Origin of the sequence: Pseudomonas izuensis (genome assembly GCF_009861505.1) — a bacterium.
Lineage (GTDB): Bacteria > Pseudomonadota > Gammaproteobacteria > Pseudomonadales > Pseudomonadaceae > Aquipseudomonas > Aquipseudomonas izuensis.
Map to the genome: position 1 here is coordinate 55586 of NZ_WTFT01000026.1, position 23484 is coordinate 79069.

23 protein-coding genes are annotated in these 23484 nt (G+C 60.2%); 13 read left to right on the top strand and 10 right to left on the bottom strand.

Annotated elements, in window-relative coordinates:
* Positions 1 to 144 precede the first annotated feature (144 nt).
* Both GPL81_RS21225 and argE read left to right on the top strand, forming a co-directional pair.
* Positions 145 to 822, top strand: coding sequence for a DUF1028 domain-containing protein (locus tag GPL81_RS21225; protein ID WP_160108321.1), 678 nt, complete (start codon positions 145 to 147; stop codon positions 820 to 822).
* The gene (argE, locus tag GPL81_RS21230; protein WP_160108322.1) at positions 815 to 1978 is read left to right on the top strand and encodes an acetylornithine deacetylase; all 1164 of its coding nucleotides are present in this window, start codon (positions 815 to 817) and stop codon (positions 1976 to 1978) included. Before GPL81_RS21225 ends, argE begins: the two co-directional genes overlap by 8 nt.
* Positions 1979 to 2104: 126 nt before the next feature.
* On the opposite strand, the gene GPL81_RS21235 is transcribed toward argE, so the two are convergent.
* Complete coding sequence (locus GPL81_RS21235; protein ID WP_160108323.1) at positions 2105 to 3019, bottom strand: LysR family transcriptional regulator; 915 nt, start codon at positions 3017 to 3019, stop codon at positions 2105 to 2107.
* A gap of 375 nt (positions 3020 to 3394) precedes the next feature.
* Here GPL81_RS21235 and GPL81_RS21240 point away from each other — a divergent pair, with 375 nt between their 5' ends.
* The 3 genes from GPL81_RS21240 (at position 3395) to GPL81_RS21250 (ending at position 6550) form a co-directional block, all read left to right on the top strand.
* A complete protein-coding gene (locus tag GPL81_RS21240; protein WP_160108324.1) occupies positions 3395 to 4450 on the top strand; it encodes an extracellular solute-binding protein in 1056 nt (351 codons plus the stop codon).
* Between the two features lie 347 nt (positions 4451 to 4797).
* On the top strand, positions 4798 to 6078 hold the full coding sequence (locus GPL81_RS21245) for a flavin-containing monooxygenase (protein ID WP_246218962.1): 1281 nt from the start codon (positions 4798 to 4800) through the stop codon (positions 6076 to 6078).
* Between the two features lie 37 nt (positions 6079 to 6115).
* Complete coding sequence (locus GPL81_RS21250) at positions 6116 to 6550, top strand: RidA family protein (protein ID WP_096514954.1); 435 nt, start codon at positions 6116 to 6118, stop codon at positions 6548 to 6550.
* A 99-nt stretch (positions 6551 to 6649) separates the two neighbouring features.
* Here the strand turns inward: GPL81_RS21250 and GPL81_RS21255 are convergent, their stop codons facing one another.
* Positions 6650 to 7729, bottom strand: a complete 1080-nt coding sequence (locus tag GPL81_RS21255; protein ID WP_160108326.1) for an endonuclease/exonuclease/phosphatase family protein — start codon at positions 7727 to 7729, stop codon at positions 6650 to 6652.
* 66 nt (positions 7730 to 7795) lie between these two features.
* Complete coding sequence (locus GPL81_RS21260) at positions 7796 to 8470, bottom strand: YciC family protein (protein ID WP_160108327.1); 675 nt, start codon at positions 8468 to 8470, stop codon at positions 7796 to 7798.
* Positions 8471 to 8649: 179 nt separating this feature from the next.
* Here GPL81_RS21260 and GPL81_RS21265 point away from each other — a divergent pair, with 179 nt between their 5' ends.
* The 3 genes from GPL81_RS21265 to GPL81_RS21275 all read left to right on the top strand — a co-directional run bounded on the left by GPL81_RS21265 (position 8650) and on the right by GPL81_RS21275 (position 10783).
* On the top strand, positions 8650 to 9444 hold the full coding sequence (locus GPL81_RS21265) for a DUF2076 domain-containing protein (RefSeq protein WP_160108328.1): 795 nt from the start codon (positions 8650 to 8652) through the stop codon (positions 9442 to 9444).
* A 225-nt stretch (positions 9445 to 9669) separates the two neighbouring features.
* Positions 9670 to 10149, top strand: coding sequence for an NYN domain-containing protein (locus tag GPL81_RS21270; protein ID WP_096514962.1), 480 nt, complete (start codon positions 9670 to 9672; stop codon positions 10147 to 10149).
* 22 nt (positions 10150 to 10171) lie between these two features.
* Positions 10172 to 10783: a 3'-5' exonuclease gene (locus tag GPL81_RS21275; RefSeq protein WP_160108329.1), complete on the top strand. Its 612-nt coding sequence runs from the start codon at positions 10172 to 10174 to the stop codon at positions 10781 to 10783.
* Between the two features lie 110 nt (positions 10784 to 10893).
* Here GPL81_RS21275 and GPL81_RS21280 read toward each other — a convergent pair whose 3' ends face one another.
* Positions 10894 to 11346: an Lrp/AsnC family transcriptional regulator gene (locus tag GPL81_RS21280; RefSeq protein WP_160108330.1), complete on the bottom strand. Its 453-nt coding sequence runs from the start codon at positions 11344 to 11346 to the stop codon at positions 10894 to 10896.
* A 165-nt stretch (positions 11347 to 11511) separates the two neighbouring features.
* Here GPL81_RS21280 and yedA point away from each other — a divergent pair, with 165 nt between their 5' ends.
* Positions 11512 to 12453, top strand: a complete 942-nt coding sequence (yedA, locus tag GPL81_RS21285; protein ID WP_160108331.1) for a drug/metabolite exporter YedA — start codon at positions 11512 to 11514, stop codon at positions 12451 to 12453.
* A 55-nt stretch (positions 12454 to 12508) separates the two neighbouring features.
* On the top strand, positions 12509 to 13846 hold the full coding sequence (gene rhlE1 / locus GPL81_RS21290; RefSeq protein ID WP_096514969.1) for an RNA helicase RhlE1: 1338 nt from the start codon (positions 12509 to 12511) through the stop codon (positions 13844 to 13846).
* A gap of 107 nt (positions 13847 to 13953) precedes the next feature.
* Here the strand turns inward: rhlE1 and GPL81_RS21295 are convergent, their stop codons facing one another.
* Together GPL81_RS21295 and GPL81_RS21300 are read right to left on the bottom strand one after the other, a co-directional pair.
* Entirely contained in the window at positions 13954 to 15195 is a 1242-nt protein-coding gene (locus GPL81_RS21295) for a TIGR03862 family flavoprotein (RefSeq protein WP_160108332.1), read from the bottom strand.
* A 291-nt stretch (positions 15196 to 15486) separates the two neighbouring features.
* Complete coding sequence (locus GPL81_RS21300) at positions 15487 to 16407, bottom strand: histone deacetylase family protein (protein WP_160108333.1); 921 nt, start codon at positions 16405 to 16407, stop codon at positions 15487 to 15489.
* Positions 16408 to 16498: 91 nt separating this feature from the next.
* Here GPL81_RS21300 and GPL81_RS21305 point away from each other — a divergent pair, with 91 nt between their 5' ends.
* From GPL81_RS21305 to GPL81_RS21315, 3 genes are all read left to right on the top strand, one after another.
* Positions 16499 to 17068 carry a GNAT family N-acetyltransferase gene (locus GPL81_RS21305; protein ID WP_160108334.1) on the top strand — a complete coding sequence of 190 codons (570 nt, stop codon included), beginning with the start codon at positions 16499 to 16501 and terminating at the stop codon, positions 17066 to 17068.
* Positions 17069 to 17174: 106 nt separating this feature from the next.
* Entirely contained in the window at positions 17175 to 18044 is an 870-nt protein-coding gene (gene tesB / locus GPL81_RS21310; protein WP_160108335.1) for an acyl-CoA thioesterase II, read from the top strand.
* Positions 18041 to 18634 carry an HAD family hydrolase gene (locus GPL81_RS21315; protein ID WP_160108336.1) on the top strand — a complete coding sequence of 198 codons (594 nt, stop codon included), beginning with the start codon at positions 18041 to 18043 and terminating at the stop codon, positions 18632 to 18634. The genes tesB and GPL81_RS21315 overlap by 4 nt, the downstream gene beginning before the upstream one ends.
* Positions 18635 to 18686: 52 nt before the next feature.
* On the opposite strand, the gene GPL81_RS21320 is transcribed toward GPL81_RS21315, so the two are convergent.
* The 4 genes from GPL81_RS21320 to GPL81_RS21335 all read right to left on the bottom strand — a co-directional run bounded on the left by GPL81_RS21320 (position 18687) and on the right by GPL81_RS21335 (position 23436).
* On the bottom strand, positions 18687 to 19658 hold the full coding sequence (locus GPL81_RS21320) for an alpha/beta hydrolase (RefSeq protein ID WP_160108337.1): 972 nt from the start codon (positions 19656 to 19658) through the stop codon (positions 18687 to 18689).
* Positions 19659 to 20552 carry a KPN_02809 family neutral zinc metallopeptidase gene (gene ypfJ / locus GPL81_RS21325; protein ID WP_160108338.1) on the bottom strand — a complete coding sequence of 298 codons (894 nt, stop codon included), beginning with the start codon at positions 20550 to 20552 and terminating at the stop codon, positions 19659 to 19661.
* Positions 20553 to 20700: 148 nt separating this feature from the next.
* Entirely contained in the window at positions 20701 to 21570 is an 870-nt protein-coding gene (gene ypfJ / locus GPL81_RS21330; RefSeq protein ID WP_160108339.1) for a KPN_02809 family neutral zinc metallopeptidase, read from the bottom strand.
* 117 nt (positions 21571 to 21687) lie between these two features.
* The gene (locus tag GPL81_RS21335) at positions 21688 to 23436 is read right to left on the bottom strand and encodes an FAD-dependent oxidoreductase (protein WP_160108340.1); all 1749 of its coding nucleotides are present in this window, start codon (positions 23434 to 23436) and stop codon (positions 21688 to 21690) included.
* Positions 23437 to 23484 lie beyond the last annotated feature (48 nt).

Sequence of the window (23484 nt, forward strand, 5' to 3'; positions counted from 1 at the left end):
CGCGAGCAAGCTCGTTCCTACAGGTGCCCGATCAGCACTGCCCAGTTTTTTCCTACCCCAAAGCCACAAAAAACCTGCTTTCTCCCTTTCCCGTGCATCAACAGAATACACATCCACCTGCACAGCAAACCCAAGGAGTGAGCCATGACGTTCTCAATTATCGGGCGCTGCCCTGAAACCGGGCAGCTCGGTATTGCCATCAGCTCTTCAAGCATTGCAGTGGGTGCGCGTTGCCCTTGGGCGCGGGCGGGGGTCGGGGCGGTCTCTACGCAGAACATTACGTTGCCGGCTTTAGGGTCGCAGATACTGGATCTGTTGGAGCATCAGCATCTGGAGCCTGAGGCGGCGCTGGACAAGGCGCTGACGTCCAATGGCTGGAGCCAATACCGACAAGTTACCGTGATCGATGCATCTGGCCGCATTGCCTGCTTCAGCGGCAAGGAGTCGCTGGGCGTGCATAACGCGGTGAAAGGCGAGCACTGTGCTGCGGCGGGTAATTTGCTCAGCGACGTACGGGTGATTGAGGCCATGGTCGAGGCGTTCGAGGCCGAGCCTGGTCAATTGGCTGATCGTTTGCTGGCAGCCATGCATGCCGCGATGGCGGCCGGTGGCGAGGCGGGTCCTGTTCACTCCGCAGCGCTCAAGGTGGTGGGCGATTACACATGGCCGATCATCGACTTGCGCGTCGACTGGGCCGAGGAAGATCCCATCGGACAGCTTGATGGGCTCTGGCAGGCCTATCGACCGCAAATGCAGGACTACCTGACTCGCGCGCTCGACCCGACAGCTGCGCCGAGCTATGGAGTGCCTGGGGATGAGTAATGCGTCCAGTCGCGAGCTTCTGGAGCGTCTCATTGCCTTCGCCACCGTCAGCCGCGACTCCAACCTCGAGCTGATCCGTTTCATCGAGGCATACCTGGCGGGGCATGGCGTTCAGAGTGAGCTGTTCTACAACGACGAGGGCACCAAGGCCAATCTGTTCGCCACCATCGGCCCGCTCAAATCAGGCGGAGTGGTGCTTTCCGGTCACACCGACGTGGTGCCGGTTGACGGTCAGGCCTGGACGGTCGATCCGTTCCGCATGACTGAAAGGGATGGGCGTCTCTACGGCCGTGGTACGGCGGACATGAAAGGCTTCATCGCCTCGGTGCTCGCGGCGGTCCCTGTGTTTGTACGGCGTCCGCTTCTGGCGCCGGTGCACCTGGCGTTTTCCTACGATGAAGAAGTGGGTTGCCTGGGCGTACGGCCGATGCTTGCCGAGTTGCAGAAGCGGCCACACAAACCCCGACTGTGTTTGATCGGCGAACCGACCGAGCTCAAGCCTGTGCTGGGCCACAAGGGCAAATTGGCGATGCGCTGCGAGGTACGCGGTGCTGCTTGCCATTCCGCTTACGCGCCTTATGGGGTCAATGCAATCGAGTACGCGGCGCAGTTGATTGGCCGGCTCGGCGCAATTGGCGCGGAGCTGGCGCATCCTGATCACCACGACGAGCGCTTTGATCCTCCGTATTCGACGGTGCAGACCGGTGTCATCAAGGGTGGCCGGGCGCTGAACATTGTTCCCGCTGAATGCGAGTTCGATTTTGAGGTGAGGGCGCTGCCGGACTTCGATGCCCAAAAGGTGGCGAACCAGTTGCAGGTATTCGCCCAGGAGCAGGTCCTGCCAAAGATGCGGGCGGTGCAACCCGACACGGATATCCGCTTGCGCCCGTTGAGTGCGTATCCCGGATTGGCCACCTCACCCGAAAGCGAGGCGGCGCGACTGCTGGCACACTTGAGCGGATCATCGGCGTTTGGAACGGTCGCGTTCGGCACCGAGGGCGGGCTGTTTGACGAGGCTGGCATACCCACGGTGGTCTGTGGCCCTGGCAGCATGGATCAAGGGCACAAACCCGACGAGTTCATCGCGCTGGATCAGTTGAATGGCTGTGATGCGATGCTGATTCGATTGGCTGACTACCTGTGTGCCGCTGACTGACAACGATCACTCGAACATCGCCGATCCCTGTAGGAGCTGGCTTGCCAGCGAAGAGGTCGGCAGGTTCAGCATTGATGTTGCCGGACACATCGCCTTCGCCGGCAAACCAGCTCCTACAGGCCCGTTCTAGTGCGCAATATTTTGGCTCAACTGCTCGCGGCAAAAATCCACGAACAATTGCGCCGGCTTGGTCAGTTGGCTGCGTTTGAGGTGGGCGGACGCCAGTCCGGAGGTTGAGACCGGTTCCTTGATATCGACGATGACCACTTTTTTCCCATCGTAAGTGCACTCCGAGTGCGGGCGGGTCACCAGGATAGAGAACCCGAATCCCTGGCCCACCATGCCGCGTACCATCTCGATCGAAGGCGAGCTGAATACGATGTTCGGCGTCAGGTCCAGTTCGTGGAACAGGCTGACGAAGTAGGTTCTGCTCGGTTGCACATCCAGGAGAATCATCGGCTCCCCGCACAGATCCCTGAGCGATACCTCTTTCTGGTCGGCGAAGCGATGACCTTCAGGCAGCAGGACGTAAGGCTTCTGCGGCGGCATCAGCGGCGTGGTTTGTATGGTGCTGTCGAGACCGTGATCGTAGAGGAAGGCGACGTCGAAAGTGCCTGCGGTCAAACCTTGAACCAGCTCCTGCTGCTCGCCGTCGCGCAGGCGAATGTCCACGCCCGGATACAGCTGGCGAAAGCCGGCGATCAGCTGTGGCAAATACAGCGGGGCCACCGTTTCGAAGCAACCGATGTCGATTTGTCCGGACACCGTATCGTTGTCCGCCAACGCATTCTGTTCAAACTCCCTGGCCATGCGCAGAAGCTCCTGCGCCTTGTGGTAGAAGCGCGTGCCGGTGGGCGTCAGGGAAACGCCCTGGGCATGGTGACGGATGAACAGCTGGACGTTGAAAGACTCTTCCAGGCTTTTGATCGCTGTCGAAACCGATGGCTGCGCGATATAGAGCTGTCTCGAAGCTTCCGCCACGCTGCCGGCTTCTACCGTTGTGACGAAGTACTTGAGTTGTCGCAATGTGTAGGAAGCCACACGCACCTCTTTATTTTTGTGTTCGCGGTGAAAGCCTGGATGGCCCATGTCGCGCGAATGCTTGACTGAACCTTACCTTATGACGGTTCCGGACTGGGTAAGCGCTTGCCCAGTTTTTTCTTATACCCGGAGCATATTTTTAATAATTTTCCTCTGCGCACGGTTGACGCACTATCTCTGCATCCTCCGAAAAAACCCGGCCACCCTGGCGGTCGGGCAGGAAGCGTAGCGTGTTCGACCTCTGGCCGCACACTTGAAGAGGGTGCGAATTAAAACAACAAGATGTCATCGCGCGGATGGATATGCGCACATTTACGGCCGCATGGTCGTGACTGCCTCAGTAACTAATCACAATTAAAAAGTGAGGGCGCTTCTATGTTCAAATATTCATCTTCGAGCGTTAAAACGATCGCTGGTTTAACAGCGTTACTTGGATTCACAGTGCCAGTCGTTGCACATTCAGAAAGCCTTACGGTTATATCGTTCGGTGGAGCGACAAAAGCAGCGCAAGAGGGTGCTTATTTCAAACCCTTTGAAAGCAGTGGTGCTGGGAAGGTGGTGGTCGGGGAATACAGCGGCGAACTTTCCAAAGTCAAGGCGATGGTCGATGTTGGCCAGGTCAGCTGGGATGTCGTCGAAGTTGAAAGCCCCGAACTTTTGCGTGGATGTGAAGAAGGGTTGTTCGAGAAGCTGAACCCGGCGCTGATCGGCGAAGCCGGTAACTACTTGCCTGGCGCTGTCAGCGAGTGCGGCGTGGCCAGTTACGTGTGGTCGATGGTGCTGGCCTACAACTCAGGCAAGGTTTCGACGACGCCAACGTCCTGGGCAGACATGTGGAATCTGCAGCAATTTCCTGGCAAGCGCGGCCTGCGCAAGGGCGCCAAATATACGCTGGAAGTGGCGCTGCTCGCCGATGGCGTCAAACAGGCAGACCTTTACAAAGTCCTGGGCACCAAGGAGGGCGTGGACCGGGCCTTCCACAAGCTTGACCAGATCAAACCCTCGATTCAGTGGTGGGAAGCCGGTGCCCAGCCGCCTCAATGGCTGGCAGCAGGTGACGTCGTCATGTCTGCCGCCTACAACGGCCGTATCGCTGTCGCGCAGAAGGAAGGTTCGAAACTTGCGATTTCGTGGAACGGTCACCTTTACGATCCTGATCACTGGGCCATCGTTCGCGGCAGTCCGAACAAGGCGCTGGCCGAACGCTTCATCGTGTTTGCCAGCCAGGCGAGCGGCCAGAAATCCTTCTCCAGCCAGATTCCCTACGGCCCGATCCGCAAGGATGTGCTGGCGCAGCTGCCAGCGGATACCCTTTCCCAGCTGCCCACAGCCCAGGCCAATCTGGCTGAAGGCCAGTTAGTGGATGCCACGTTCTGGGTCGATCACGGCGAAGAGCTTGAGGAACGCTTCAACGCCTGGGCTGCACGCTAAGCCGTTCTGTGCCCGGGAACTGAGCTCGCTCCTTAAAACTGTAGGAGCGAGCTTGCTCGCGAAAAACGTCCAGGCAACGCGTTCATTCTGGCAAAACGCGTAATCGTTGACGTCCATCGCGAGCAAGCTTGCTCCTACAGGGCTCGTGTCAATACATATTCAATAAAACAAATAATTAGTTTTGTTGTCAGGCAGTTTTTTTCTGGCTAACAACTATAAAAATCATATTTTCGCTATTTGCATTTACCGAACAGAATAAAACCACCCCCGCAAGAAAAGTTGTAAGCGTGGAACTAACTAATAAATGCAACTGATCTGTAGCAACTTGGTGCGCCATAGTTGCCTCAATGAAGGACACAAGCATGACTGTTAACAAGATAGAAGTAGATACGCTTGTTGTCGGGGCCGGCCAGGCTGGCGTCGCCATGAGTGAGCACTTGAGCAAACTGGGTGTTCCCCACCTCGTTCTGGAGCGTAACCGCATCGCTGAAGCGTGGCGCACCGGGCGTTGGGATTCCCTGGTTGCCAACGGCCCCGTCTGGCATGACCGCTTCCCCGGATTGGCATTCGAAGACCTCGAGCCCGATGCATTTGCCTCCAAAGATCGTGTAGCGGCGTATTTCGAAGCCTATGCCGAGAAATTCGAAGCACCGATTCGTACCGGTGTCGAAGTCAAGAAAGTGGTACGCAACGCCGATCGCCCAGGCTTCACCATCGAAACCTCCGAAGGGGTGATCGAGGCCAATCGCGTGGTGGCGGCCACCGGCCCTTTCCAGCGCCCGGTCATTCCCCCGATTGCCCCGAAAGACGACCGGATCACGCAAATTCATTCCGCTCAATATTTCAACCCGCAGCAACTGCCGGAGGGCGGCGTGCTGGTGGTTGGTGCAGGCTCTTCCGGTGTTCAGATCGCTGATGAACTCCAGCGCGCCGGTAAACAGGTCTATCTGTCTGTCGGTCAGCATGACCGTCCGCCTCGCGCCTATCGCAACCGTGACTTCTGCTGGTGGCTGGGGGTTCTGGGGCTCTGGGATGCCGAAGTCATGCAGCCGGGGCGTGAGCACGTCACCATCGCGGTCAGCGGTGCGCGCGGCGGGCAGACCGTCGATTTCCGGGCGCTGGCCAGGCAGGGCGTCACGCTGGTGGGGCTGACCAAATCCTTCGACGACGGCGTGGTGACGTTCCAGCAGGATCTGGCGCAAAACGTCGCTGCCGGCGACGAGAACTACCTGTCGCTGCTGGATGCGGCGGACGCCTATGTAACGCGCAACGGTCTTGACCTTCCAGAAGAGCCCGAAGCCCGGTTCATGCTTCCCGACCCGGATTGCATCACCCATCCAATCCTTGAGCTGGATCTGGCGGAGGCGGGTATCACCTCGATCATTTGGGCCACCGGCTACGCCGTCGATTACAGCTGGCTGCAGGTCGATGCGTTTGACGATAAGGGCAAGCCGCGTCATCAGCGCGGTGTCTCGAGCGAGCCCGGTGTTTATTTCGTGGGCCTGCCGTGGCTGTCGCGTCGCGGATCGAGCTTTATCTGGGGCGTTTGGCACGACGCCAAACATGTCGCCGGCCACATTGCCACGCAGCGCCAATACCTGGAATACCGCGACCCGTCGCAGCGTTAAGAACCGATCATAAATCAAGCTTCAGGGGAGTCTGTTGATGCCTACTCACACTCGAATTCGCATGTTCAATACCAAAGACACGTATCCAAACCAGTCTCTGGATAATGATCTTTGCCAGGCCGTACGGGCTGGCAACACCGTTTATGTCCGGGGTCAGATCGGCACCGATTTCGAAGGAAACCTGGTGGGTCTTGGCGATCCGGCGGCCCAGGCCGAACAGGCGATGAAAAACGTCAAACAGCTGCTGGAGGAGGCGGGCAGCGATCTTTCGCATATCGTCAAAACCACCACCTACATCATCGACCCGCGTTACCGCGAGCCGGTTTACCAGGTGGTGGGCAAGTGGTTGAAGGGGGTTTTCCCGATCTCCACGGGGCTGGTGATTTCCGGGCTCGGCCAGCCTCAGTGGCTGATGGAAATCGATGTGATCGCCGTTATCCCGGATGACTGGAAATCGACGCAATCCCTGTAGGAGCAAAGCTTGCTCGCGATGACGTCGGCACATCCAACATCAATGCAGGCTGACACACCGCTATCGCGAGCAAGCATTGCTCCCACAGGTCAAATCAGGTCAAGGGGAGGCCGGGAGGAGGAACCGCGCAATCACCGGCAGGTGATCGGATATACGCAAGGTATCGTCCTGCCTGACCATCGCCTCGACCCGCTTGATGCGTGGGCTGTAAAACAGGTAATCGACGGTGCGGTCCGGGCCGTTCAGGCCCGGGTCGTTCGGGTAGTGGGTCAGCCAGCGGGCGCGGTCAATGCCACTGGCTTCGTTGTTGGTGGGGATCATCGGGTACTTGTCCCACAGCACATGCAGCGCGCTGTCGGCGGAGTAGGGCGTGCGCTGTTCGTTGGGCAGGCGTTGGTATTGCCCCAGCGGCAGCAGATTGAAATCACCGCCGATCAGCCACGGCGTCCCGCGGCCTTCGTATTTGTCGAGGACCTTGGCCACGGCCGAGATTTGCGCTTGCAGTGTCTCGTCGGGTTGCGTCACGCGGTCCAGATGGGTGTTGAGCACGGCCAACTGACCGCCATCGCTCAACGGCAGGTAGGCAACCACCAAGGCGTTTTTCGGTTGGAACTGGCGGCTGATCAGATTGCTCGGGGCGACTGGTAATTGCAGGCGCTGGGCATGCTCGATCTGGTAGCGGCTCAGGGTTGCCAATTGCCGGCCCACGCTGCCGAAGATATGCGGATCCGGGACAAAGTCAGCTTTCCAGTCAAAGGCGTGGACGCTGCACGGATACAGATCGGCGACCCGTTCCTGCAGCAGTTTGAGCTGGTTCTGATAGTCGCTGGCCTTGGCGCCGTCATCGAGCTCCTGTAACAGCACCACGTCGGGTTGCTCGTCGCGAATCACCCGCGCCACTTCATCGAGGCTGAAGGCCATGTCTTCGGGGGTAGGGGAGTCGTCGGCGCCGGCCGCCAGGTCATTCCAGAACACGTAACGCTTGCCCGCCAGGTACTGGACGTTCCAGGTCATCACCTTCAGCGCCTGGCCGGGGGCCAGGGACGGCGCCCGGGTACTGCAACTGACCGGCAACACTTCCCGGGCTTCGGGGCGCCAGGTCAGGCTGTAGATCATCACACCGGTCAGCCCGATCACGATCAGCAATCCCAGCACGGTGTAGCGCAGCAGTCGGGTCATGGCTCGGCTTATCGCGTTACGGAAATTGACCCCGAGCATACCCGACGGACGGGCGGTCGCCCAAGGTCAGAGTGGCCCGTCGATTTTTTCCGGCACATCGCTGATCAGCATGAACAGACGGAACAGCACCACGCTGGTGAACAGTTGCAGGAAACTGTGAGCACTGTCGATCAACAGCGAGATCACCGGGTTCTGCGGCTCGGGATACGCCGCCAGCGTTGCGCCCTTGAGCAGCCATAACGGCCCCATCACGCACAGAATGCACACCAGGATGCGCAGGAAGTGTCCGCGGGTCAGGCGCAGGCTTTCCTTCATGGCCGCCAGTGGCGCCAGGCCACGTAGCACCAGCAGGTACTCGCCGAAGGCCAGAGTCACCATCAGGTAGATACCCGGCAGGAAATACAGCGACAGGCCAAGCAGAATCAGCAGGGTATTGAGGGCGGTCAACAGCGCGAAGCGCGGCCACAGGTAGGCGGAGCGCGACAGCAACTGGCGGTTGCTTGGCGATTCGCCACGGCTGCGGGCATCAAGGAACAGAATCAGTGCAGCGGTGTACAGCGGATAAACCAGCAGGCCGACGATCACGCTGACGCCGGGGAAACTGTCCGGTTCGGTGGAGTGGTCGACCACTTGTTGCAACAGGGCCTCGATAATCACCAGCGGCAGGCACAGTTGCACGATCTGGCCCAGATTGCGCTTGAAGAAGTACAGGGAGTCACGCAGTACGTCGAACGGATTCATCAGTCGGTATCGCAGGTTGGAAGCAGTGGCTCACTTTAACCGATGATGTGCGGGGGGGCGCAAACGTAAACGTTCGGTAAAGGTCATTGAAACAACTTGTTTCAGCCTCCATTAAGGTCGGGCACCTTATCCTTAAGTGGAAAAGGACAACGATTTCCCCGGCAATCTACGAGGTCGCCATGAACAGCGAAGAGCAAACCCTGATCGATGGACTGTTTTCCCGGCTGCAACAGGCCGAAACGGAATCAGCCCCGCGCGACGCCCAGGCCGAGGCGCGGATCAAGGAACACCTGACCCGCCAACCCGCGGCAGGTTATTTCATGACCCAGGCGATTCTGGTGCAAGAGGCGGCGATCAAGCGCCTCGACGAACAGAACACACAGCTGAACCAGCAGATCCTGCAATTGCAGGCCGATCTGCAACAAGCCAGGGCGCAGGCAGCCGCGCCGGCCCCTGCTGCGCCGAGCAGCGGTGGTTTCCTGTCGAGCATTTTCGGTGGCGGCTCCCGTGATCAGCAGCCTGCGCCGAGCCAGAGCGCACCTGTGTCGAGCGGTGGTGGCTGGCGTGAGCCGGGACGGTCTTCGTTCAATTCGCAGGCGCCACAGCAAAACTTCGGTGCGCCACCGCAGCAAAGCTTTCCTCAGCAAAACTATGCACCGCAACAAGCGGCACCGATGGCGGGCAGCAGCTTCCTCGGCGGCGCACTGAAAACCGCGGCGGGCGTGGCGGGTGGCGTGATGCTGGCCCAAGGCATCAGCAGCCTGTTCCATCACAATCAGCAACCGCAGGAAATCGTCGAAGTCATCAAGGAAGAACCGGCCCAGGTCAATGACCAGGGCAACAATGGCTGGGGTGATGACCAACGCATGGCCGGTAACGATTCCTACGGTAATGACCGGGGTGGCTTTACTGACGCCGACTACAGTGATGACAGTTCATCGTTCTTTGGCGGTGATGACGATTCCTTCGTCTGATTCAACGTTTCAGGTGTTGTAACACTGTGGCGAGGGGATTTATCCCCGTTCGGCTGCGCAGCAGTCGTAAATCCGACCAGTTCGGTCAGTCTGGACGGACGCAGGGGGCCGCTTCGCAGCCCAACGGGGATGAACCCCTCGCCACAACACTCCTTCAGGCTGGCATACTGGGCGACTTTTCGGGCCCGGTGCCTGATCCTGCCTGCGCACCAAGGGGATGTTGCGGTGAAGAAAATCGCTGTGTTCGCCGATGTCCAGAACCTCTATTACACCGTGCGTCAGGCTTACGGTTGTCACTTCAACTATGCCGCGCTGTGGGCCGAGATCAGCAAGCAGGGGCAGATCGTCGAGGCCTACGCCTACGCCATCGATCGTGGCGACAGCAAACAGCAGCAGTTCCAGCAGATCCTGCGCAACCTCGGTTTCACCGTGAAGCTCAAGCCGTATATCCAGCGCAGCGACGGCTCGGCCAAGGGTGACTGGGACGTGGGCATCACCCTCGACATCATGGACGCGGCAGACCATGTCGACGAAGTGGTGCTGGCCTCGGGTGACGGTGATTTCGACATGTTGCTGGAGCGCATCATCAGCAAGCACGGTGTGCAGGCGGTGGCCTATGGCGTACCGGGCCTGACTGCCAACTCGCTGATCCGCGCCGCCAGCCGTTACGTACCCATCGAAGGCGCCTTGCTGCTCAAGAATTGATTTTTACGGAGTTGAAACAGGTTTGGAACGCATCGCAGTCATCGACTTTGAAACCACCGGGATCTCACCGAGCAGCAGCTGTCGAGCCACGGAAATTGCCGTGGTGATGCTTGAACAGGGGCGCATCGTCGAGCGTTACCAGAGCCTGATGAACGCCGGCGTGCGTGTCCCGGCCTTCATCGAACAACTCACCGGTATCAGCAACGCCATGTTGCGCACCGCGCCCTCGGCGGAGCAGGTGATGAACGAAGTCAACGAGTTCGTCGGCACCACGCCGTTGCTGGCGCACAACGCCGCGTTCGACCAGAAGTTCTGGGATTTCGAGCTGGGACGGATCAAGCGCACCCGCCTGCAAAACTTTGCCTGCTCGCTGCTGCTGGCCCGTCGCCTGATGCCCGCGGCGCCGAACCACAAACTCGGCACCCTCACCACCTTCGCCAACCTGCCCCACACCGGCAAGGCCCACCGGGCCATGGCCGATGCGGAAATGGCCGCCAACCTGCTGGCGCATCTGGCCGAAGAATTGCGTCAGAAACACGGGCTGCATGAGCTGTCCCATGATTTGCTGTGCAAATTGCAGAAAGTGCCGGCGGCGAAGGTGGGTGAGCACCTCAAGCGTTATCGCGGTTTTTGAAACGCAACAGAACCTGTGGGAGCGGGCTTGCCCGCGATGAGACCATCACATTCAACATCTTTGTTGGCTGATGGTCCGCTATCGCGGGCAAGCCCGCTCCCACAGGTATTTTATTTGCCATTCACTTCCAACTGCCCCAACGGCACGCGCTTTTCTATTGCGCTCGACAACACGATCGATGTCTTGCTGAACCCGAACGTGGCGATTCGGTTGATCAGCTCCTCAAGCTCCGGCATCGAGCCCACCGCCGCCTGCATGATCACGCAAGGATCACCGGTCACCCGGTGGCATTCGGTCAGTTGCGGGATTTTGATCAGGTCGTCGTAGGCTTTCTGGTTGCCGTGCTGGTTCAGGCGCAGTTCGATGACGCATTGGATCGGCAGGCCGAGCTTGGCCATGTCGACCTTTGCCTGATAGCCGGTGATCACGCCGCTGGCTTCGAGCTTGGCCACGCGCTCAGCCACTGCAGGGGCGGAAAGATTGACCTTGCGCGCAAGATCCGCGTAGGACGCGCGACCGTTTTCCAGCAGGGCGCCGAGCAGCATGCGGTCGTACTTATCCATCGTGGTGACTCCTGAACATGAGCGACTTTCGAAAGCACGGTATATAGCCCTGAACTCCGTGTTTTGAAAAGTGTACCGGCGCTTTAAACAGGTTTTGTAACTTATTTTCCAGCGCCAGCCTTTCTAGAATAGCCGTTCACTTGTACTGCCTGTGAGCTGCCCATCATGTCCGGCCTACGTCGCTTCCCCTTACCGTTGATCGCTGCCTTTTTCGCCTTGTACGTGATCTGGGGTTCGACTTACCTGGTCATCCGCATCGGCGTGGAGTATTGGCCGCCCTTGCTGCTCGCCGGCATTCGTTTCGTGATCGCGGGTAGCTTGATGTACGCCTTCCTGCGCTGGCGCGGCGCGCCGGCACCGACCTGGGGGCAATGGAAAGCCGCCGGCATCATCGGCATATTGCTGCTGGCGTGCGGTAACGGTGCGGTCAGTGTGGCCGAGCACACGGGCGTGGCCTCCGGGGTCGCGGCCCTGGCAGTGGCGACGGTGCCGCTGTTTACCTTGCTCTGTGGCTATTTCTGGGGCGCGCGTAATACTCGTCTCGAATGGGCCGGGATTGTGCTGGGGATGGTTGGCATTGCCATGCTCAACCTCGGTTCCAACCTGCAATCGAGCCCGTTGGGCGCTGCCCTGCTGATTTTTGCCGCGGCCACCTGGGCGTTCGGTTCGGTCTGGAGCAAACACTTGCCGTTGCCTCAGGGCGCCATGGCCAGTGCCGTGGAAATGCTGGTGGGGGGCGTAGTGTTGCTGATCGGCAGCGCGATCAGCGGCGAGCACCTGGACAAGGTTCCTCCGATCGAGGGCTGGGCCGCGTTGGCTTACCTGACCGTGTTCGGTTCAATCATCGCGTTTAATGCCTACATGTACCTGTTGAAACACGTGCGTCCGGCGGCGGCCACCAGTTATGCCTACGTCAATCCGGCGGTGGCGGTGTTGCTGGGGATCGTGTTTGTCGGCGAGACCATTGGTATCGAAGAAGCACTGGCGATGCTGGTGATCATCAGCGCCGTGGTGTTGATTGGCCTGCCACAGTGGCGCCGTACGCCAGAGCAACCGGTGGCGAAGGTCGTGCCGAAGGTGGTGCCGACTGAATCCCGTGTGAATTAGGGTAAACTGCGCGCCATTGCATCTTGTCCGCGCTGAATTTTCCTACGGTATTCCCATGACTTTCGCCACTCTTGGCCTGATCGAACCCTTGCTGCGCTCTCTCGAGAAGCTCGGCTACCAGACGCCGACACCGGTTCAGGCGCAAGCCATTCCAGCGGTGCTGGCCGGTCGCGACCTGATGGCCGCCGCCCAGACCGGTACTGGCAAGACCGCCGGCTTCGCCTTGCCGCTCCTGCAACTGCTGGCCATGGAAGGGCCGAAAGTCACCGCCAACTCGGTGCGTGCACTGATCCTGGTGCCGACCCGCGAACTGGCCGAGCAGGTTCACGAAGCCGTGCGTCAGTACGCCGAGAACCTGCCGTTGCGCACCTATGCGGTGTACGGCGGTGTCAGCATCAATCCGCAAATGATGAAGCTGCGCAGCGGCGTAGACCTGCTGGTCGCGACCCCGGGCCGTTTGCTCGACCTGTTTCGCCAGAACGCGCTGAAGTTCAACCAGTTGCAAACCCTGGTACTGGACGAAGCCGACCGCATGCTCGATCTGGGCTTCTCTGAAGAGCTGGCGAACATTTACAAGGCGTTGCCGAAAAAGCGCCAGACCCTGCTGTTCTCCGCGACGTTCTCCGATGACATCCGCCTGCTGGCCGGGCAAATGCTCAACGATCCGCTGAGCATCGAAGTCAGCCCTCGCAACGTGGCGGCTAACACCGTCAAGCAGTGGGTGGTGACGGTGGACAAGAAGCGCAAGCCGGAACTGTTCGTGCACTTGATGCGCAAGGGCAAGTGGAAGCAGGTGCTGGTGTTCGCCAAGACCCGCAACGGCGTGGACGCGCTGGTGGAAAAGCTCCAGGGCCTGGGCATCAACGCCGACGGCATCCACGGTGACAAACCCCAGGCGACCCGTCAGCGTGCACTGGACCGTTTCAAGGCCAGCGACGTGCAGATTCTGGTGGCCACCGATGTCGCGGCCCGTGGCCTGGATATCGAAGACCTGCCGCTGGTGGTCAATTTTGACTTGCCGATCGTGGCTGAGGATTACATCCACCGGATCGGTCGTACCGGGCGTGCGGGATCGACCGGCGAGGCGATTTCCCTGGTGTGCGCTGATGAAGTGAATCTTCTGTCGGCCATCGAGATGTTGACCCGCCAGACCTTGAAGCGCCAGAACGAACCGGACTTCGAGCCTGAGCACCGGGTGCCGGATACGGATGCGAGTGGTCAGGTCGTGAAAAAGCCGAAGAAACCGAAGAAGCCGAAGGCGTCCGGTGGTGGCGGCAAGCGTAATCTTGGGAAGTGGGTCGATAGCGGCGAGGTTTCGGCGCCAGAGCCTTCGGTCAAGCCTGTGCGTAAAGTGCCGGTGTTCAATACCGGACCGCGTAAGCGGAAGCCTTGATTAGCTGCGGCGTCTGTTAGGCCGCCATCGCGAGCAGGCTCGCTCCTACAGTTGGAATGCATTTGCCTGTAGGAGTGAGCCTGCTCGCGATGGACGCGCCTCGGTCTTCAGGCCTTGTGCTGCAACCACTCAATCATTCCAAGTCCGGCCGCACGCCCACTGGCGAAACACGCAGTCAGCAGATAGCCGCCGGTCGGCGCCTCCCAATCAAGCATTTCCCCGGCGCAGAACACGCCAGGCAATTGCTTGAGCATCAAACGCTCATCCATCGCTTCGAACTTCACCCCGCCCGCGCTGCTGATGGCCTCGTCCAATGGCCGGGTTTTTACCAATGTCAGTGGAAGGGCTTTGATGGCCTTGGCCAGCAGCGCCATGTCGGCGAAACAGTCGGCGGTTGTCAGCTCTCTCAATAGCGCAGCTTTCACCCCGTCGATTCCCAACTGACTGTGCAGATGCTTGGACATCGATCGCGAACCCCTTGGTTTGCTCAGTGCGGCCTGGACTTTATCCACAGGCCGGCCTGGCAACAGATCAATATGGATCGTCGCCGAACCATTCAGGTTGATGGCCTCGCGGATCGGCGCCGACAGGGCGTAGATCAGGCTGCCTTCAATCCCCGTCGCGGTGATCACACATTCGCCCAATCGTGGAATGTCGTCGTTCAAACCGATGGCAATGTTTTTCAGCGGGGCGCCGGCGAATTTGCTGACCATCAATTCGCTCCAGGCTTGCACCTCGAAGCCGCAATTGCTCGGTTGCAATGGCGCCAGTCCGACACCGTGCTGCTCCAGTGGCAGCCTCCACGCACCGTCCGAGCCCAGGCGCGCCCAGCTTGCGCCACCGAGGGCGAGCAGGGTGGCGTCTGCCCGGACGGTTTTTTCCCCGTCGGGACTGTCGATGCGCAAACCACCGGACTCATTCCAACCGAGCCAACGATGGCGGGTGTGGATAACAACGCCAGCTTCTCGCAGGCGCTTGAGCCAGGCACGCAACAAAGGCGCGGCTTTCATATCGGTCGGGAAGACCCTGCCGGAGCTGCCGATAAAGGTTTCGATGCCCAGGTCATGAATCCACTGGCACAACGCATCAGCACCGAAGCCTCGTAGCAACGGCGCAATCTGCGGCGCGCGTTCGGCGTAGCGCGAGAGGAAGGCGGGGTAGGCTTCGGAGTGGGTGATGTTCATGCCGCCGACGCCGGCCAGGAGGAATTTTCGCCCCACCGAAGGCATGCCGTCGTACAGGTCGACCTTGATCCCGGCCCCGCTCAACACTTCTGCGGCCATCAGTCCGGCGGGGCCGCCGCCGATGATGGCGACGCGGGAAGGGGCGGAGGTCGGGGATTGGGTCATGGAGTGCGCTGCGGTTTTGGCGAATGAAGCCGGGCATTCTATCAGCCCAGCCCTCTGTAGGAGCGAGCCTGCTCGCGATGGTCTTGAATGATTACGCGGGTAACCAGATGCCCAGCGGTGACGTTGAGTTTTTCGCGAGCAGGCTCGCTCCTACAGGGAGCGTTGGTGATTTTGAGAGTGGTTAAAAAACAACCGCCGCTCTGTAGCCCATGATCTGCAAGGGCTGTAGTCCCTTTCACTCAGGTTATCCACAGGCAGCTCCACAGGCATTGTGGGTAAAGCATCCACAACTCAATGACAACCTGATGATTGCCAGACCCGCTGTGCGCTGTGATGGAGGATGCCGTGCCGTCGCGCAAGGGCCTGGCGGTCCTTGCTGTAGCCGCCACCGATCACCCCGACCACCGGGATATCGCGGCCCAGGCAATGGCGCATCACGCTTTCATCGCGGGCCGCCACACCCTCATCGGTCAGTTTCAGGTAACCCAGCGCGTCATCTTTATGCACATCGACGCCCGCGTCGTACAGCACCAGATCCGGTTGGTAGAGCGGCAGCAGATAATTGAGCGCATCGTCGACGACCTTCAGGTAATCGTCATCGCCCATGCCGTTGGGCAACGGGATGTCCCAGTCACTTTCGGCCTTGCGTGCAGGAAAATTCTTTTCGCAATGCAGGGAGACGGTCACCGCTTGCGGGGTGTTGTGCAGGATTCGTGCAGTGCCGTCACCCTGATGCACATCGCAATCGAAGATCAACACCCGATTCACCCGGCCACTTTCCAGCAGGAAATGGCTGATCACGGCCAGGTCATTGAAGATGCAGAACCCGGCAGGGTGATCGTAATGCGCGTGGTGGGTGCCTCCCGCCAGGTGGCAGGCCAGGCCATGTTCCAGCGCCTGCTCGGCCGCCAGCAACGAACCGCCCACCGCCCGCACCGTGCGTCGGGCCAGGGCTTCGCTCCAAGGCAGGCCAAGGCGTCGTTGATCCTCGCGGGACAATTCACCCCCCATATAGCGTTCGATATACGAAGGGTCATGGGCGAGGGCCAGAATATCCGGCGGGCACAGTTCCGGACGCAGAAGGTCTGCGTCACGGGTCAGGCCGCTTTCCACCAGGTGATCGCGCAGCAGGCGAAACTTGTCCATGGGGAAGCGGTGATCCGCCGGAAACTCGGGACTGTAGTCTTCGTGATAGATCAGCGGCAGGGGCATGACTGATTTGTCTATAAGGTGTACTGGAGTGAGTGAAGGATCCTACCAGCGTTGTAGACTTGCGACATCCATGCGGAGGGGACGGGGGACGATGGAGCCGATACTGAAACTCGAGAGCGCGCGATTGTTGATGCGCCAGTGGCGCGACGAGGATTTGCCGGATTTCGCGGCGATGTGTGCCGACCCGCAGGTCATGCGCTATTTCCCGGCGCCCTTGAGTCGTCTGGAAAGTGCTTCATTGATCGGGCGAATTAGAGGTCATTTTGCCGAGCACGGGTTTGGCCTGTGGGCACTGGAACGCAAGGATACCGGGCAATTCATCGGCTTTACAGGCCTCGGTGTGGTCGGTTTCGACACGCCGTTCACCCCGGCCATCGAGATCGGCTGGCGCTTGGCGCGCGAGCACTGGGGGCTTGGCTACGCCAGCGAAGCCGCCTGGACCGCTCTGCGCTGCGCCTTTGACCGCCTGCCGGTGAGCGAGGTCGTCTCGTTCACCGCTGACCGCAACCTGCCATCGCAAAAAGTCATGCAGGCCATCGGTATGCACCATGACCCTGCCGATGACTTCGAACACCCGAAACTCGCCGTCGATCATCCCCTGCGTCATCACGTGCTGTATCGGATCAGCCGTGAACAATGGCTGCAAACCTTGCATGGATAACCTGGCCCGGACGTTTACAATGGCCCTCATGTTGGCACGGGCCAGAAACTGAATTGACCGACGCAGCCAGAACTGCGCGGCATTGCGTTGTGTGAGGAGAGTCTGAATGAGCCAAGTGTTGGATGATCTGGTGGACCTGCTGACCCTGGAGCCGATCGAAGAAAACCTGTTCCGCGGTCGCAGCCAGGATCTGGGCTTTCGTCAGTTGTTCGGTGGTCAGGTGCTCGGCCAGTCGCTGTCGGCGGCCAGTCAGACCGTCGAAGAGACGCGCCACGTGCATTCGATGCACGGTTATTTCCTGCGCCCGGGCGATGCCGGGTTACCAGTGGTGTACCAGGTTGACCGGGTCCGCGATGGCGGCAGTTTCAGCACGCGCCGGGTAACGGCGATCCAGAAGGGCCACCCGATCTTTACCTGCAGCGCCTCGTTCCAGTACGACGAAGAGGGTTTCCAGCACCAGAGCCAGATGCCGCAAGTGGTCGGTCCGGAAAACCTGCCGTCGGAACTGGAACTCACCCAGCAGCGCGCGCATTTGATCCCGGAGAAAATGCGCGAAAAACTGCTGTGCCCGAAACCGATCGAGTTTCGGCCAATCACCGAGAAAGACCCCTACAATCCGCTACCTTCCGATCCGATCAAGCACGTCTGGTTTCGTGCCGACGGTGCCTTGGCCGACTCCCCGGCGCTGCACAAATATTTGCTGGCCTACGCTTCGGACTTCGGCCTGCTGACCACCTCGATGCAACCCCATGGCAAATCCGTCTGGCACAAGGACATGCAGGTCGCCAGCCTCGACCATGCACTGTGGTTCCACGCCGACCTGCGCGCCGATGACTGGTTGCTGTACGTCATGGACAGCCCGTGGGCCGGCAACTCCCGCGGGTTCTGCCGTGGCAGCGTGTTCAACCGTGCCGGGCAACTGGTGGCTTCGGTCACTCAGGAAGGCCTGATCCGCCATCGCAAGGATTGGGCATGAGCCTGGCCGATGTACGCCACTGGGTGTTCGACATGGACGGCACCCTGACGGTGGCCGTGCATGACTTCGCGGCGATTCGCGTGGCCTTGGCGATCCCGGCCGAACACGACATCCTGACTCACCTCGCCGCGTTGCCGGCCGATGAAGCCGCGGCCAAGCATGCGTGGCTGCTGGAGCACGAGCGCGACCTGGCCCTCGGTTCGAAACCGGCACCGGGTGCCGTGGACCTGGTGCGTGAGCTGGCCGGGCGCGGGTATCGCTTGGGCATTCTCACGCGCAATGCCCGTGAGCTGGCGCACGTCACGCTGGAGGCCATCGGCCTGGCCGACTGCTTCGCGGTGGAGGATGTGCTCGGTCGCGATGAGGCGCCGCCAAAACCGCATCCCGGTGGTTTGCTGAAACTGGCGCAGGCCTGGGGCGTGCCGACGAGCGAGATGGTGATGGTCGGCGATTACCGCTTCGATCTGGATTGTGGTCGAGCGGCGGGGGCGCGGACGGTGCTGGTGAATTTGCCGGATAATCCGTGGCCGGATCTGGCGGATTGGCATGCGGCCGATTGTGTCGAGTTGCGGGAAATGCTTTCGGCTTGAGGGACCCATCGCGGGCTTACCCGCGATGGCGTCAGATCAAACAGCTCAAATCTCATTGGCCAAACAACGCCTTCTGCCCCTCGGGCGACGTAAACATCCCATCCCCGTCATGCCCGACCCCGCGCACTTCAATCAACTGCTGATGCAACCCTTGCGGTTTCAGCCGTTTCAGATAATTGAAGTAAAAGCGTCCACGAGCCAATCGATACGGGCCTTGAGCCTTGGCCTCGCAGCTTTTATCCAGCGCCGGATGATTGGGGTCGATGTCCTGCTGACCCAGCAGGTAAACGGTGTCTCGCTTGAGGTATTTTTCCTGCAATTGCGCGGCAGTTTGTCCTTCGGCATAGGCGGGTAAATCCGTCAGTCCGTATTTCCAGCGATTGAAGCCCGGGCAACCGGCGTGGTTGAAGGCCACTGGCCGGCGCTCATCGAGATACGCGTAGGAAGACGGATTGGCGATCACGTAGCGCACACGTACACCGGCGGCTTCCAGAGCGGGCTGGTCGTGGCCAAGCAAGGCGTAGCGCTGGACCACCTGAGCGCCACCGGAGTGACCGGCGACGACGATTTGCTTCACGTCCGGAAACTGCTGGCGATTACCCAGGCGGGCGATGATTTCGTCCAGTGCCTCGTACGAGCTCAAGCGAAACGGCGCGGTGGATTCGCCGCCGGCCATCCATTCATTGCCTTGCCAGCGCAAGACCGTGTCGGCCACCGGGTGCAGTGCGACGTCGGTTTCATTGAGAAACTGCGGGGCGATCACCAGCGTCGTTGCGTTTTGCCCGGCCAGTTCGACCGCGTGCTCGCCGCTCTGCAGGTAGGTTTGCGCATTGCGCTGGCGACCGTGGACGATGATCAATACCCGTTCGATTTTTGCCGGGGCGGGGCCGAGACCTACCGCCATCTCGCCTGATTTCAACAACAGGCGGCCGGGACTGAGTTCCTTGACACCATGCTCGGCAGCCCAGGTATTTGTGCAAGGGTTTGCGCAAGTGAACAGCAACACCAACAACCATTTTTTCATTTACAGATTTTTCGCCGCGAAGGTATCGCACTGGCCGACCTGGCCCTGGGCGAATCCGGTTTTGAACCAGCGCACCCGTTGCGCCGACGTACCATGGGTAAACGAGTCCGGCACCACACGGCCCTGACCCTGTTGCTGAAGTCGATCGTCGCCAATGGCATTGGCGGCATTCAGTGCTTCTTCGATGTCGCCCGGCTCCAGCCAGTTCAGACGCTTTTGCGCATTGTTGGCCCAGACTCCGGCCAGACAGTCGGCCTGCAATTCCTGACGGACCAGCAAGCCGCCGTCACCTTCCATCTGCCGGCCTTGCTGGCGGGCTGCCTGAATCTTCGCGGACACGCCGAGCAAGGTCTGAACATGGTGTCCGACTTCATGAGCGATCACGTAGGCCTGGGCGAAATCGCCAGCGGCGGAAAAGCGCTGTGACATCTCCTGGAAGAACGCCATGTCCAGGTACACCTTCTGGTCTGCCGGGCAGTAAAACGGGCCGGTCGCCGACGTCGCCAGGCCACAGGCGGAATTGACCCGATTGCTGAACAGGACCAGGGTCGGGTCCTTATATTGACGACCGGCCTGCTGGAAAATCTGCCGCCAGGTATCTTCGGTATCGCCCAGGATCGATCGAACGAATTCCGCCCCTTCATCATTGGCCGGCGGCGCCTTGCGGGTCTGATTGGTGGCCGGTGCCGATTGCTCGCCCATTTGCCCGGTCAGTTGCCCAAGAATCTGCATCGGGTCCTGGCCGGTGATCCAGCCGATCCCGACAATCAAAAGGATCGCCGTCAGGCTCAGGCCCTTGCCGCCACCGAAGCGCATCCCGCCGCCACCGCCGCCGACATCATCGCCACGGGCATCGACCACGTTGTCGCTGCGTCGGCCTTTTTTCCATAGCATGTGGGAATCCTCTTCTGTTCTGGGTAAAGCTCCGTGCGATGAGTGTTGCTGCTCAGTGGGAGCGGCGCCAGTCCGGTCGTCAGACAGCCTTGTGCGGCGGCGGTTCTGTGCATGGCGTGACATTAGGGGTTTCGTTGACGGGCGGGTCCTACAGATCTACTGCGGTGAAGGTATCGCAAGCGTCCGTGCGGCCGGTTTCAAAACCGGTTTTGAACCAGTTCACGCGCTGCTGTGAGGTACCGTGGCTGAACGTCTCTGGCTTGACGACGGCATTTTGGGAGCGTTGCAGGTTGTCGTCACCAAACACTGTTGCCGCATGCAATGCCGCTTCGATATCGCCAGCTTCCAGCCAGTCCAGGCGCTGTTGTGCATGGTGTGCCCAGACGCCGGCCAGGCAATCGGCCTGCAACTCCCCGCGCACCTCCAGGCCTCCATCTCCAGTGACGGTTTGCTGGTCCAGCAAGGCCTTTTCAAGCGGACCGGACATTCCCAGTACCAATTGGACGTGATGCCCGACTTCGTGAGCGATGATATAGGCCCGAGCGAAGTCTCCGACCACTGAAAACTGCTGCTCGAGCCTCGTGAAGTAGTCGAGGTCGAGATACACCTGTTGGTTGCTTGGGCAATAAAAGGGACCACTGACCGAGCTGGCGAACCCACACCCGGTGTCCACGTATTGTTCAAACAGCGTCAGCGAGGGCTTCGGGTAGCGCCTTCCCGATTGCTCAAAAAGTTGTTTCCAGGTGTCTTCGGTCTCGCCCAGTACCGATTCGACAAACTTCAATTGCAGGTCTTCGGCGGTCTCGATCGCGAGGGGGGCGGCGGATGGGGTCGCTATGTTCGAGGGCGCAAGGGGAATGTCGCCGGATGTGGTGTCGAGCGTGGAGTAAAGCCCTGCGGCTGCCAGAGCAGCCGCGGCCAGCCCGACACTCAGTGTTTTCCCTGTGAGCGTGCGGGCATCCTTGCCCTTGCGAGTGTCGTTTACGTTGTCGCTGCGTCTTGCCTTGTTCCATAACATGTTTGCGGTCTCTCATGGATTGATGGGGCGGGTATCGCCGTCTCCATGAATAACCGCACAGGCAAAAGGGTGTGGGAGAAATGTGTAAGAGTTAGTGAGGTCGTGGCGGTTTCCGGGTTACTGGTCGAACGCATCCCCCACCGGCGCGAAGTCCGGGCTGATTCCTGCGATGTGGCGTGCGGCGATGTAGCCGAAGGTCAGTGCCGGGCCGATGTTGATGCCGCCGGCGGGGTAGTGCCCGCCCATGATGCTGGCCATGTCGCCGCCCGCCGCGTACAGCCCTGCGATGGCCCGGCCCGAGTCATCCAGGACCTGGGCATGTTCGTTGACCTTCAACCCGGCGAAGGTGCCAAAGCAGCCTGGCTCGACCTTCACGGCATAGAACGGTCCCTGTTCGATCGGCGCGACGCACGGGTTCGGTTGCTGTAATGCGTCACCCTGTTTGCGGTTGTAGGGTGTCGAGCCGCGGCCGAATTGCGGGTCTTCGCCGTTGCGTGCATGCCGGTTGTAGTCCGACACGGTGTTTCGCAAGCCGCTTGGGTCGATGCCGCAGGCTGACGCCAGTTCTTCGAGTGTGTTGCCGGTTTTCAGATAGCCACTGCGGATGAAGGATGACAGCGGCACGGGAAACGGCCGAGAGATGCCCAAGCCGTAGCGCCGTTGAAATGCATGGCTGCAGATCAGCCAGGAGGCGACCTCTTCACCCTCTGGCGCGGCGGCGATCATGGCCATCACGTAGTCGTAGTAGCCGTTGGCTTCGTTGACGAAGCGTTGGCCGTTGCTCAGTACGCCGATGATTCCCGGTTTGCCGCGCTCGATGATATGGGGGAAGTGGCCTGTGCTGCCGTCGCTGTGTGGCACCCGGGAAACCGGCGCCCAGGCAACGGGGGACTGCATGTTGTTGTCCACGTGGGCGCCGACGCTTTCACCCAGTCGCAGGCCATCGCCGGACACACCGAGTGGCGGCAGGGCCAGGTGTTCATGACCGGTGGGCGTGCGCGGGAACAGCGCCTTGCGCCGCTCGATGTCATTGGCGAAACCACCGGCCGCCAGCACCACGGCCTTGCGTGCCTTGATCCGTATCGGTCCCTTGGCGGTGCTGACCACCGCGCCGTGCACCTGATTGCTTTCGCGCAGCAGGTCGGTGACCGGCGCCGATTCCCAGAGCAACACACCAAGGTCCTCGGCGGATTTTGCCAGGCGCGCCACCAGTGCCACGCCGTTGACCAATTGCATTGCCCGACTGTGCAGGACGAGGTCGAGCAGGTGACGGGTAAATCGCCGGGTGACATGCCAGGCTGCCGACAGCGAACGGGTCAGATTGAGAAACGCCGTGAGGTCTGCACCCGCCATGATCGGCATGCCCATGAAGGACGTTTCCCGCATGGTCGTGCGCAGGCGCTTAAGCAACTTGCCGACTTTTCGTGCGTCGTACGGCGCGGCGATCACCGAGCGTCCACCGGTACCGGCGCCTGGTGTATCGCCATGAATGTCGGCAATCGCATTGCCGTCGGCGAATTGCAACGAAGTGTGTTGTTCGAAGAACGCGACCATCCGAGGGCCGGCCTCCAGGAATGCGTCGATCATCGCTGGCTGGAATTGCTCGCCCAACTCGTGTTTCAGGTAGGTCCGCGGCAACTCCACGTCTTCGACGATGCCGGCGCGACGGGCCAGGGGATTGCACGGCACCCAGGCCCAGCCGCCTGACCAGGCGGTAGCGCCGCCGAACACCGGATCTTTTTCGACCACGATGACTTTCAGGCCATGGTAAGCCGCCGTCACAGCCGCGGATAAACCGGCCGCACCAGAACCGACAACGAGTACATCGCAGTCAACGTCAGGAAGAAATTGCGGCTCGGCAGGCATTTTTCGGGCTCCAGCGGTTTATTATTTTGGAATTTGATTCCGAAAAAT

What these genes read in the sequence shown, in the direction of transcription:
- GPL81_RS21225 (WP_160108321.1), top strand. Translation starts at nt 145, where the DNA reads ATGACGTTCTCAATTATCGGGCGCTGCCCTGAAACCGGGCAGCTCGGT.
- argE (WP_160108322.1), top strand. Translation starts at nt 815, where the DNA reads ATGAGTAATGCGTCCAGTCGCGAGCTTCTGGAGCGTCTCATTGCCTTC.
- GPL81_RS21240 (WP_160108324.1), top strand. Translation starts at nt 3,395, where the DNA reads ATGTTCAAATATTCATCTTCGAGCGTTAAAACGATCGCTGGTTTAACA.
- GPL81_RS21245 (WP_246218962.1), top strand. Translation starts at nt 4,798, where the DNA reads ATGAAGGACACAAGCATGACTGTTAACAAGATAGAAGTAGATACGCTT.
- GPL81_RS21250 (WP_096514954.1), top strand. Translation starts at nt 6,116, where the DNA reads ATGCCTACTCACACTCGAATTCGCATGTTCAATACCAAAGACACGTAT.
- GPL81_RS21255 (WP_160108326.1), bottom strand. Translation starts at nt 7,729, where the DNA reads ATGACCCGACTGCTGCGCTACACCGTGCTGGGATTGCTGATCGTGATC.
- GPL81_RS21260 (WP_160108327.1), bottom strand. Translation starts at nt 8,470, where the DNA reads ATGAATCCGTTCGACGTACTGCGTGACTCCCTGTACTTCTTCAAGCGC.
- GPL81_RS21265 (WP_160108328.1), top strand. Translation starts at nt 8,650, where the DNA reads ATGAACAGCGAAGAGCAAACCCTGATCGATGGACTGTTTTCCCGGCTG.
- GPL81_RS21280 (WP_160108330.1), bottom strand. Translation starts at nt 11,346, where the DNA reads ATGGATAAGTACGACCGCATGCTGCTCGGCGCCCTGCTGGAAAACGGT.
- yedA (WP_160108331.1), top strand. Translation starts at nt 11,512, where the DNA reads ATGTCCGGCCTACGTCGCTTCCCCTTACCGTTGATCGCTGCCTTTTTC.
- rhlE1 (WP_096514969.1), top strand. Translation starts at nt 12,509, where the DNA reads ATGACTTTCGCCACTCTTGGCCTGATCGAACCCTTGCTGCGCTCTCTC.
- GPL81_RS21295 (WP_160108332.1), bottom strand. Translation starts at nt 15,195, where the DNA reads ATGACCCAATCCCCGACCTCCGCCCCTTCCCGCGTCGCCATCATCGGC.
- GPL81_RS21300 (WP_160108333.1), bottom strand. Translation starts at nt 16,407, where the DNA reads ATGCCCCTGCCGCTGATCTATCACGAAGACTACAGTCCCGAGTTTCCG.
- GPL81_RS21305 (WP_160108334.1), top strand. Translation starts at nt 16,499, where the DNA reads ATGGAGCCGATACTGAAACTCGAGAGCGCGCGATTGTTGATGCGCCAG.
- tesB (WP_160108335.1), top strand. Translation starts at nt 17,175, where the DNA reads ATGAGCCAAGTGTTGGATGATCTGGTGGACCTGCTGACCCTGGAGCCG.
- GPL81_RS21315 (WP_160108336.1), top strand. Translation starts at nt 18,041, where the DNA reads ATGAGCCTGGCCGATGTACGCCACTGGGTGTTCGACATGGACGGCACC.
- GPL81_RS21320 (WP_160108337.1), bottom strand. Translation starts at nt 19,658, where the DNA reads ATGAAAAAATGGTTGTTGGTGTTGCTGTTCACTTGCGCAAACCCTTGC.
- ypfJ (WP_160108338.1), bottom strand. Translation starts at nt 20,552, where the DNA reads ATGCTATGGAAAAAAGGCCGACGCAGCGACAACGTGGTCGATGCCCGT.
- ypfJ (WP_160108339.1), bottom strand. Translation starts at nt 21,570, where the DNA reads ATGTTATGGAACAAGGCAAGACGCAGCGACAACGTAAACGACACTCGC.
- GPL81_RS21335 (WP_160108340.1), bottom strand. Translation starts at nt 23,436, where the DNA reads ATGCCTGCCGAGCCGCAATTTCTTCCTGACGTTGACTGCGATGTACTC.